At 68.8% G+C, this 10115-nt stretch carries 10 protein-coding genes; 5 read left to right on the top strand and 5 right to left on the bottom strand.

The features are described from left to right. Nucleotides 1-101: 101 nt before the first annotated feature. Complete coding sequence (locus ABZU75_RS31300) at nt 102-1475, bottom strand: extracellular solute-binding protein (protein WP_355561953.1); 1374 nt, start codon at nt 1473-1475, stop codon at nt 102-104. A gap of 596 nt (nt 1476-2071) precedes the next feature. On the opposite strand from ABZU75_RS31300, the gene ABZU75_RS31295 reads away from it, so the two are divergent. Together ABZU75_RS31295 and ABZU75_RS31290 are read left to right on the top strand one after the other, a co-directional pair. Beyond that, nucleotides 2072-2206, top strand: a complete 135-nt coding sequence (locus tag ABZU75_RS31295) for a hypothetical protein (RefSeq protein WP_355561950.1) — start codon at nt 2072-2074, stop codon at nt 2204-2206. 114 nt (nt 2207-2320) lie between these two features. Continuing rightward, nucleotides 2321-2608 carry a Fe-S cluster assembly protein HesB gene (locus ABZU75_RS31290; protein ID WP_350926173.1) on the top strand — a complete coding sequence of 96 codons (288 nt, stop codon included), beginning with the start codon at nt 2321-2323 and terminating at the stop codon, nt 2606-2608. A 90-nt stretch (nt 2609-2698) separates the two neighbouring features. On the opposite strand, the gene ABZU75_RS31285 is transcribed toward ABZU75_RS31290, so the two are convergent. Both ABZU75_RS31285 and ABZU75_RS31280 read right to left on the bottom strand, forming a co-directional pair. Next, a complete protein-coding gene (locus ABZU75_RS31285) occupies nt 2699-3880 on the bottom strand; it encodes a zinc-dependent alcohol dehydrogenase (protein ID WP_355561947.1) in 1182 nt (393 codons plus the stop codon). A gap of 142 nt (nt 3881-4022) precedes the next feature. Then, on the bottom strand, nt 4023-6338 hold the full coding sequence (locus tag ABZU75_RS31280; protein WP_355561944.1) for a phosphoketolase family protein: 2316 nt from the start codon (nt 6336-6338) through the stop codon (nt 4023-4025). Nucleotides 6339-6628: 290 nt separating this feature from the next. Between ABZU75_RS31280 and ABZU75_RS31275 the strand changes: the two genes are divergently transcribed. Both ABZU75_RS31275 and ABZU75_RS31270 read left to right on the top strand, forming a co-directional pair. Next, nucleotides 6629-7486 (top strand): fumarylacetoacetate hydrolase family protein, encoded by an 858-nt coding sequence (locus tag ABZU75_RS31275; protein WP_355561941.1) that lies wholly within the window; start codon nt 6629-6631, stop codon nt 7484-7486. An 85-nt stretch (nt 7487-7571) separates the two neighbouring features. After that, nucleotides 7572-8759, top strand: a complete 1188-nt coding sequence (locus ABZU75_RS31270) for an FAD-dependent monooxygenase (protein WP_355561939.1) — start codon at nt 7572-7574, stop codon at nt 8757-8759. A gap of 68 nt (nt 8760-8827) precedes the next feature. Here ABZU75_RS31270 and ABZU75_RS31265 read toward each other — a convergent pair whose 3' ends face one another. Together ABZU75_RS31265 and ABZU75_RS31260 are read right to left on the bottom strand one after the other, a co-directional pair. Continuing rightward, complete coding sequence (locus tag ABZU75_RS31265; protein WP_355561936.1) at nt 8828-9163, bottom strand: metalloregulator ArsR/SmtB family transcription factor; 336 nt, start codon at nt 9161-9163, stop codon at nt 8828-8830. 2 nt (nt 9164-9165) lie between these two features. Beyond that, nucleotides 9166-9366, bottom strand: coding sequence for a hypothetical protein (locus ABZU75_RS31260; protein ID WP_355561933.1), 201 nt, complete (start codon nt 9364-9366; stop codon nt 9166-9168). Nucleotides 9367-9658: 292 nt separating this feature from the next. On the opposite strand from ABZU75_RS31260, the gene ABZU75_RS31255 reads away from it, so the two are divergent. Continuing rightward, on the top strand, nt 9659-9826 hold the full coding sequence (locus tag ABZU75_RS31255; RefSeq protein WP_084195352.1) for a DUF3073 domain-containing protein: 168 nt from the start codon (nt 9659-9661) through the stop codon (nt 9824-9826). Nucleotides 9827-10115: the final 289 nt, after the last annotated feature.

Below are 10115 nucleotides of genomic sequence, written 5' to 3'. Positions count from 1 at the left end.
TTTCCCGTCTCCTTTTTTTTTGGTCCCGCCCCACCCCCCTCTGGTCCCCGGGGCGGGCGGGGCCCCGCCCCCCCCCCCCCCCACCCCGGGGGGGCAGAAGATCAGCTCGACTTCGCCAGCACCTTGTTGGCCTTGGCCTCGGCATCGGCCAGGAGCTTGTCGATGTCGGCGTCCTGCCTGGTCAGCACCGCCGACATGGGGACGTCAAGGATCGCGTAGAGCTCCTGGGACTTCGGCGGCTCCAGCTTGTTCTGGATGGTCGCCGATCCCTCCACGAAGGGGGTGAAGTTCTCCACCGGCACCGTGGCGTTCGCCTTACGCAGCTCGGTGATCTCCTTGCCCGGCGCGGCGTCGCCGTACAGGTCGGGGATCGGCAGGCCGACCGGGCGGCCCTGCTGCTTGCTGCGCGCGTAGTTGAACTGACCCTGGCCCGGGGTCAGCTCATGGAACTCCAGCCACAGCATGGCGGCCTTGATCTTCTCGGGCGTGGCCTTGGGGTTGATCATGTAGCCGTCGCCGCCGTTGAGTGAGGCCCTGGCCTCGGGCAGGGCGGTGACCCCGTAGTCCTCGAACTTGCCCTTGAAGTCGTTGTTGACCGTCTGGACGACATCCGGGGCGCCGATCATCATGCCGAGCTTGCCGCCGCCCATCATCCGCATCAGGTCCTCCCACTGGAGGAGCTGCTTGGTGCCCATGCTGTTGTCGGTCCAGCGCATGGTCTTGAGGTTCTCCAGGACGGCCTTGCCCTCCGGGCTGTTGAACGCCGCGGTCTTGCCGTCGGGAGTGACCATCTCGCCGCCCCGCCCGTAGAGGGAGGCGGCGAAGTGCCAGCCACCGGTGTTGCCGGCGCTGTACTCGCCGAATCCGACATATCCGGCACCAAGTCCGGAGATCTTCTTCGCGGCCTCCTGCACCTCGGCCCAGGTCTTGGGCGGCGCGGCGGGGTCGAGACCCGCCTGGGTGAACAACTTGCGGTTGTAGACCAGGCCCATGGAGTAGTTGTTCCTGGGAAGGCCGTAGATCTTGTCGCCTTCCTTGAAGATGCTCATGACGTCGGGCCGCAGGTCGCCCAGCTTGGTGACGCTGCCGACGTACGGGCTGATGTCGGCCGCCTGGCCCGCCGCGATGATCTTCTTGACATCGGTGTAGTAAACGTAGAAGACGTCCTCCATCGTGCCGCCGGCCAGCTTCGCCTGGAAGGTGTCCGGGTTGATGCAGGGGAAGGCGTCCTTGCTGTCGATCGTGATGTTCGGATGCAGTTTCTGGAACGCGGCGACGTCCTCGTCCCAGGCGGTTCGCTCCAGCGGGTTGCTCTTCGGCGGCTGGCAGCCGACGGAGATCGTGACCGGAGCATCGGCCCCAGCGGCGCTCGGACTGGTTTCGGCGGCCTTGGATCCGCTGTCGTCGTTGCCGCAACCGGCGGCGGTGAGCGCGATGGCTGCGGCGAGCAGCATCGAGAGCTTGGGGGATTTCATCCGAGGCACTCCTTGGCGGGTCGGTTGCGAGAAACATATAGATACGTGCAGGAAGTAGCAAGAGTCCGTCAGTTCAGATGCAAAAAAGTGACAGTGACCGGTCGGTCATCTCGCCGTAACACCTCGCCGCAACCAAGAAATCCGTCTGACCTGCGAGTATGCCGAGACAGCGCGGGATGGAGTCATCCAGCTGCAAGAAGATGCTTGATGACGTCATTTTCTTGTCGAAACTTTCAGAAAGCGGTTGTTCGAAGCCGTACCGTCCGGGGCGCCGGGAGGAGGGCCCGGGCCGGTGGCAGCGGTGCCCGGCCCCCGCGTGGACACTCGAAGGAACGCGCGGGCACGGCGTGACGAGATGGCCGTTTGGGCACTCCACACCGTGGAAGCCGTGGCATCGACGGTCCACGAGAGGGAGACGATGGCGGAACGACTGGTGGTGATCGACCTCGACCGGCGCGCGGTGGCCGTACGCGACGAGGGAGGCGACCTCGGCTGGGAGAGGGCGTCTGGGCCGCCGGCTGCTGGGGGCCCAGATCGTCGGCCAGGAGGGCGCGGCCAAGCGCATCGACGCCCTGGCCATCGCCGTCTGGCACGAGATGACCGCAGAGGAGATCACCGGGCTCGACCTGTCGTACGCTCCCCCGTTCGCCCCCGCGTGGGACCCCATTCTGATCGCCGCACGCAAGGCGGCCGAAGCCGAACACGTCGAGCGGCTCGGCCGGAAGGGCTGATCCGCCGGCCCGACCTGGACGCGGCGGCCACGAGAAACTCCGGGTGGATGGTTGGGCTGGATGAGAGCGGGCAAGGGCGAAGAATCCAAGTGCCGATACCGACAAGGAGTAGCAATGCTCACATTGACGGACACCGCAGCCCAGGTAATCCGGGATCTCAGCTCGCAGGTGACGGACTCTCCCGATACCGGGGTCCGCATCTCGTCCCAGAGCGACGGCACCGGATCGCTCATGCTGTCGATCGCCGAACACCCCGAGTCCGCCGACAAGGTGGTGGAGTCGGCGGGAGCACGGATCTTCCTCGACCCGCAGGTCGTGGACATGCTGGACGACAAGTCCCTGGACGCCGACGTCGACGAGGGTGGCGGCGTCGCGTTTCTCGTCACCGAACAGCCTCACTGACCATCCGCCGTAAATCCGGCACGCGTGCCCCGATCCCCCCAGGGGGACCGGGGCACGTCCGTGTTCTCAGCGCTCCCTCGGCCGTCCTCGTCAGGGGTTGAGCAGGATCTTGATGGCCCCGTCCCGCTTCTTCTGGAAGATCTCGTAGCCGTAGGGGGCCTGGTCGAGCGGGAGCCGGTGGGTGGCCAGGTCCATGACCCCGAGCGGATCGGCGTCATCGGTCACCAGCGGCATCAGGTCGTCGATCCAGCGCTTGACGTGGGCCTGACCCATCCGCAGCGTGATGCCCTTGTCGAACATCCTCAGCATCGGCAGCGGGTCGGCCATGCCGCCGTAGACGCCGACGACGGAGATCGTGCCACCGCGCCGTACCGTGTCGATGGCCTGGTTGAACGCGGCCAGCCGGTCGACCCCCGCGTTGGCCATCAGCGGGGCGGCGATCGCGTCGGGCAGCAGGCCGGTGACGGTATGGGCGAACTTGGCGACCGGGGAGCCGTGCGACTCCATGCCGACCGCGTCGACGACGGAGTCGGTGCCGCGCCCGCCGGTCAGATCCCTGACCGCCCCGGGGATGTCGCCGGTCACGGACGCGTCGAGCACCTCGACGCCGTGCCCCCGGGCCATCGCGAGCCGCTCCTGCACCCCGTCGACACCGATGACCCGGTAGCCGAAGTGCCTGGCGATCCGGCAGGTCATCTGCCCGATCGGTCCGAGCCCGAAGACCGTGACGCTCCCGCCGTCGGGAATGCCGGCGTACGACACCGCCTGCCAGGAGGTGGGCAGCACATCGGACAGGTAGACGAACCGCTCGTCCGGTGGCCCCTCGGGGACCTTGATCGGGCCGAACTGCGCCTGCGGGACCCGCAGGTACTCGGCCTGCCCGCCGGGGACCTCACCGTACAGCCTGGTGTAGCCGAACAGGGCCGCGCCCATGCCCTGGTCGCGGACCTGGGTGGTCTCGCACTGGGCGAAGAGGCTCATGCGGCACATGTGGCAGTGGCCGCAGGCGATGTTGAACGGGATGACCACCCTGTCGCCCGGTTTGACGGCGGTGACCTCGGGGCCGACCTCCTCCACCACGCCCATCGGCTCGTGGCCCAGGATGTCGCCCTCGCCCATGAACGGCCCCAGGACCTCGTACAGGTGCAGGTCGGAGCCGCAGATGGCGGTGGTGGTGATCTTGATGATCGCGTCGTTCGGTTCCTTGAGCGCCGGATCGGGAACCTCCTCGACCCGTACGTCGCGCCTGCCATGCCAGGTGAGAGCTTTCATTTCCCCTCCCCTATCGCTTGAGCTGTGACGATGCCTCCTTACCCGCTCCGTGGGGGCCAAACTGGGTGGTTCTCCGCCGGGGGTGCGACCTGCCCGGGAAACCGGCGTGGCCTCCACGGGCGGGGCACGGGCGGGGTCGTGGTCAGTACGGCCAGGTCCAGTCGCGGATCTCGGCGGGATCCTCGCCGTACTCACGGGTGTAGGCGCGAGCGCTCAGCCGGCGGTCCATCATGTGCTGGCGCAGATGCGCCGACCGCTCCGCCAGCCCGGGAACCCGGTCGATGACATCCATGACCAGGTGGAAACGGTCGATGTCGTTGAGCATGGTCATGTCGAACGGGGTGGTGGTGGTCCCCTCCTCCTTGTAGCCGCGCACATGGATGTTGTCATGGCCATGGCGCCGGTAGGTCAGCCGGTGGATCAGCCACGGATAGCCGTGGAAGTTGAAGACGACCGGCTTGTCGGCGGTGAAGAGCGTGTCGAACTCCGCGTCCGACATGCCGTGCGGATGCTCGCTCGGCGGTTGCAGCCGCATCAGGTCCACCACGTTGACCACCCGCACCTTCAGCTCGGGAAGGTACTCGCGCACCAGGGCCGCCGCCGCCAGCGTCTCCAGCGTGGGCACGTCCCCCGCGCACGCCAGCACCACGTCCGGCTCGGTGCCGGCATCACTGCTGGCCCATTCCAGGATGCCCAGGCCCCGGGTGCAGTGCGCGATCGCCTCGTCCATCGGCAGCAGGTCCAGCACCGGCTGCTTACCCGCCACGATCACGTTGACGTAGTCACGCGAGCGCAGGCAGTGATCCGCCGTCGACAGCAGCGTGTTGGCGTCCGGCGGCAGGTAGACCCGCACCACCTCGGCCTTCTTGTTCATCACCACGTCCAGGAAACCCGGATCCTGATGGGAGAAACCATTGTGATCCTGGCGCCACACATGCGATGACAGCAGGTAGTTCAACGACGCGATCGGCCGCCGCCAGTGAATCTTCCGGCAGGCCTCCAGCCATTTGGCATGCTGGTTGAACATCGCGTCGACGATATGGATGAACGCCTCGTAGCAGTTGAACAGCCCATGACGGCCGGTCAGCAGGTACCCCTCCAGCCAGCCCTGGCACAGGTGCTCGCTGAGCACCTCCATCACCCGCCCGCCCCTGGCGAGGTTCTCGTCGGTGGGCAGGGTCTCGGCGTCCCAGGCCCGGCCGGTGACCTCGAAGACCGCCGACAGCCGGTTGGACGCCGTCTCGTCGGGGCCCATCAACCGGAAGTTGTCGGGGTTGGCGGCGATCACGTCACGCAGGAACATCCCCAGCACCCGGGTGGGCTCCGTCGACACGCGAGCGGGAGCCTTCACCTCGACCGCGTAGTCGCGGAAGTCGGGCAGCGCCAGCGGCCGCAACAGCTCACCGCCGTTGGCGTGCGGATTGGCGCTCATCCGCAGCGGCCCCTCGGGTACCGTCTCCAGGACCTCCGCCACCGGGTGGCCCTGGCCGTCGAACAACTCCTCCGGCCGGTAGGAGCGCATCCACTCCTCCAGCATCGCCAGATGCTCGGGACTGTCACGCACTCTGGTCAACGGCACCTGATGCGCCCGCCAGGTCCCCTCCACCGGCAGGCCGTCGACCTCACGCGGCCCCGTCCACCCCTTCGGCGTCCGCAGGACGATCATCGGCAGGCGGCTGGCCCGTCCGTGCCGGTAGTCGGCGATCTGGTCGAACACCCGCTCCAGGGTCTCGGCCATCAGCGCGTGCATGACCTCGGGGTCGTCGCCGGAGACGAAGTGCGGCCGGTAGCCGTACCCCTCCATCAGCTTGACCAGTTCCTCCTCGGGGATCCGGGCCAGCACGGCCGGGTTGGCGATCTTGTAACCGTTCAGGTGCAGGATCGGCAGCACCACCCCGTCACAGGCGGGGTCGAGGAACTTGTTGGAGTGCCAGCTGCCCGCCAGCGGCCCGGTCTCGGCCTCGCCGTCACCGATGACGCAGGCCACCACCAGGTCCGGGTTGTCGAACGCGGCTCCGTAGGCATGGGCCAGGGCATAGCCCAGCTCACCGCCCTCGTGGATCGACCCCGGGGTCTCGGGCGCGACGTGGCTGGGTATGCCGCCGGGAAAGGAGAACTGCCGGAAGAGCCGCTGCATCCCCTGAGCATCCTGTCCCACATTCGGATATTTCTCGGTATAAGAGCCCTCCAGCCAGGCATGCGCCACCGCCGCGGGACCGCCGTGGCCGGGACCGGCGACGTAGATCATGTCCTGGTCGCGTTCGGTGATGACCCGGTTGAGGTGGGCGAAGCAGAAGTTCAGCCCCGGCGTGGTCCCCCAGTGCCCCAGCAGCCTGGGCTTGATGTGCTCGGGTCGCAACGGCTCGGTCAGCAGGGGGTTGGCCAGCAGGTAGATCTGACCGACCGACAGGTAGTTGGCCGCGCGCCAGTAGGCGTCGACGTGCGCGAGTGCGTCCATACATCGACAGTTCCTCCAGGGAGGCGTTCCAACCTCGACGGGGCGAACGTGTTCATCCCGCGTGCCGGGCACGAGCGGGAAGGCGCCCGCGGCGGGCGGCCCCACCCGGGTTCCCCCTGGGCACCCCCGCGGCCGGAACCGGGATCTCCACACCACCGTGATCATCTGTGTCTCCTGCCCCATTACCGTATTGAGGTGGAATGTACGAAGATCTCCGGGTGAGCCGATGGCACCGTGGCGGTGTTCGAGGATGCGGTGGTTCCCCTTGCCGGGAACGTCGGGAGTGAGCGATGAGATTTGTCGGGTTTCGGGATGGTCGTCAGGTCCGGGTGGGAGTGCTGACCGGCACCGACCAGGTGGTGCCGCTGGCCGAGGTGAGCGAGTTCTACGAGGACCTGCCCGGCTGGACCGCCAGGGCGCGCGAGCTCACCACCGGTGAGCCGGCGGGTGAGCCGGCAGGTGAGCTGGCGTTGGGCGAACTGAGCCTGGCTCCGGCGGTGACCGGTTCCGCACGGGTGCTGTGCGTCGGGTTGAACTATCGAGAACACGCCGCAGAAGGCGGTTTCTCCACCCCGGAGACACCGACGATCTTCGGACGGTGGACGACGTCGCTCGCGGTCGACGGGACGCCCGTGCCGGTGCCGCCGGACGAGGCGGGCCTGGACTGGGAGGTCGAACTGGTCGCGGTGGTCGGTACGGCCATGCGGTGCGTGGACCCGGAGACCGCGCTCTCCGGGGTGTTCGGCTACGCGGTCTTCAACGACCTGAGCGCCCGGCGGGCACAGCGGCTGACCGCGCAGTGGACGCTCGGCAAGAACTCCGACCACAGCGGGCCGATCGGGCCTGTCGTGACCGCCGACGAGGTGGGCGACCCGGCCGGCGGCCTCCGGCTGGTGACCCGGGTCAATGGCGAGGTCGTCCAGGACGGCGACACCAAGGACATGATCTTCCCGGTCGGGCAGGTGCTGGCGCACCTGAGCCGGACGATGACGCTGCTGCCCGGAGACCTGGTGGCGACCGGCACGCCCTCGGGGGTGGGGCACGCACGCACCCCGGCGTGGTTCCTGCGGCCCGGTGACGTGGTCGAGGTGGAGATCGACCGGCTGGGCTCGGTGCGCAACCCGATCGTGGCCTGGCCGCAGAGCTGAAACGACGTCGCAGGCGTCTTGGCCGGTGCGCTTCCATATCGCGGCGCGCCGGGATGAGAGGCCGTTCGAGGAGAGGAACCCCTGAGTGAGAATCGCCATCATCGGCGGAGGCCTCGGCGGGCTGGCCGCCGCCCTGCTGCTGCGGCAGGCGGGTGTCGAGGCAGTCGTGTACGAGCAGACCGCCGAGCTGCGTGAGGTCGGCGCCGGGATCGTGGTGGGCCCCAACATGGTCCGTCCCCTGGCGCGGGCCGGGCTCGGCGAGCGGCTGGCGTCCTTCGCCGTGCCGCTGGAGGCCGCCTGGGAGTTCCGGCGCTGGCAGGACGGCCGGGTGCTGTTCTCCCAGCCGATGGGCGAGGAGTGCCGCCGGCTGTACGGCGCCGACTGCTACGTCGCGCACCGGGCCGACCTGCTCGAGATGCTGCTGGAGGCACTGCCCTCGGACGCGGTCAGGGCCGGCCGGAGGCTGGAGACCTTGCGCCAGGACGGCTCCGAGGTCGAGCTGGTCTTCACCGACAGCCGGGGCGAGAAGACGACGGTGACCGCCGACGGGGTGATCGGCGCAGACGGCATCCACTCGGCGGTACGGCCCACGGTCGTCGAGGAGGCGCCGCCGCGTTTCTCCGGGCTGTGCGCCTACCGGTGCCTGGTCGAGGCCGAGCACGCGCCGGAGCTGGCGCTACGCCGGGTGCAGACGCTCTGGCTGGGCCCGGGCCGTCACTTCGTCCACTACCCCATCAGGGACAGAAAGCTGATCAACATCGTCGCGATCGTGCCCGCCGGCGAGTGGCGTGTCGAGTCGTGGACCGCAGAGGGGCGGATCGAGGACCTGGCGCGCGAGTTCGAGACCTGGGACCCGCGGCTGAGGCAGCTGGTCGCCTCGGCCACCGAGACCAGGCGCTGGGCCCTGTACGACCGCACTCCCCTGGAGCGCTGGACATCCGGGCGGGTGGCCCTGCTGGGTGACGCCGCCCACTCGATGCTGCCCTTCCTCGGCCAGGGAGCCGCCCAGGCGGTCGAGGACGCAGTGGTCCTCGCGAGCTGCCTGCGTGCCGCCACCCGCGAGACGGTGGCGCAGGCGCTGGCCCGCTATGCGGAGATCCGCCGGCCCCGGGCCTCGCAGGTGCAGCTGATGAGCCGTGGCCGCGAGGTGCAGAACCACCTGCCCGACGGGCCCGCCCAGCTGGAGCGCGACGCGGCCTTCGCCGGCGGCGACCCGCTCCGGCAGAACGCCTGGCTCTACGACCACGACCCCGAGACGATCATGGCGGGCTGAGGCGGCCCGGCCTCGCGCCGCCGGGCTCCGGCCCGCTCGGGGCGGGAACCCGGCGGCGGCGGGCGTGCTCACCCGCGAGCCTCGGCGCGCAGTTCGGCCAGCAGCTCACCCTGCTCGGCGAGCAGCTCGGTCAGGATGGATCGCGCCGCGAACATCAGGGTGGCCACATCCGGGGTGGAGAGCGCGTACACGACGGTGGCGCCCTCCCGGGTGGCGGTCACCAGCCCGGCACGGCGCAGCACCGCCAGCTGCTGGGAGAGGTTGGACGCCTCGACGTCGATGGCGCTCAGCAGATCCCGCACCGGCAGGGGGCCGTCCTGCAGCAGCTCCAGCACCCGGACACGGACCGGATGGCCGAGGTTGCGAAAGAGCTCGGCCTTGGCCTGGTGCAGTGGCACCGGCATGATCACGCGGTCCCGGCGACTGGCCCGCCACCGGGGGGGCGTACATCGACGCAGTGCCGGGCGGCGATGCGCAGCAGGTTCTCCAGGCGCCCGGTCAGGACCTCGACCGCGTGATCGTCGGAGGCCCGGCGCATGAGCTCCAACTCGCCGTCGACATCGGCTATGCGCGCCCTTAACTCCGCCGCGAACTCGCTCTCGCTCACGCCCCCCACCTCCCGTGGATCAGGTCATCCCCCGGCGTCCGGTTTACCGGCACACCCTTCCTGATGATGTGCCAAATTGCATAATTCTTCAAATCGTAATGACGTTGGCTATGATGGCGGGAGCCGTTTTCCACAGGTCCCCGGCCGGTCGGGCCCGATCAATGACGGATCGACCGCCAAGCGGGATACTTGGTGCGGCTACCGCGGGCTGACCTGCGGCGTCAGAGCGCGCCAGCCGGCGATGCGACAGTGACGAGAGGCCGAGCACGGCCTGCGTGAGGGAGTACAGCCAATGGGACGGGGCCGAGCCAAGGCGAAGCAGACAAAGGTTGCTCGCGAGCTGAAGTACAGCAGCCACAGCATGGATCTCGACCGGTTGCGTAAGGAGTTGGGCGCCGGTGACGATACCGCGCCGGAGAGCGAGGCCGACGACCCTGTCGGCGAGCCGACAGGCAGGTAGGGCTGGTTGCGCGGGGTTTCGCGGATCGAGGGAACGGCCCGTGCCCCCGAGTACGACGGCGAATCCCGCGCAACATCCTGCAACATCATTGAGGCGACCGGGCAGAGCTGCTTACCGTCACGGTTGTGCGATACCGCCGCACGGCGGGTCACACCCCCCGTACGGCGCGTCGACGGAGAGCTCTGGCGGGTCCCACCTCATCAAGACGGTGACCGGCTGCCCCTTCCCCCCGGACGCCGGGATCTGCCAGTTCACACGCCGTGGCCCCGGGAAGAATCGCCGGCTCCCG

The sequence above is a fragment of the Streptosporangium sp. NPDC005286 genome (genome assembly GCF_040607515.1).
Classification (GTDB): Bacteria; Actinomycetota; Actinomycetes; order Streptosporangiales; family Streptosporangiaceae; genus Streptosporangium.
Note: the sequence above shows the minus strand (reverse complement) of the source record. Positions and strands in the feature narration are given on the sequence as shown.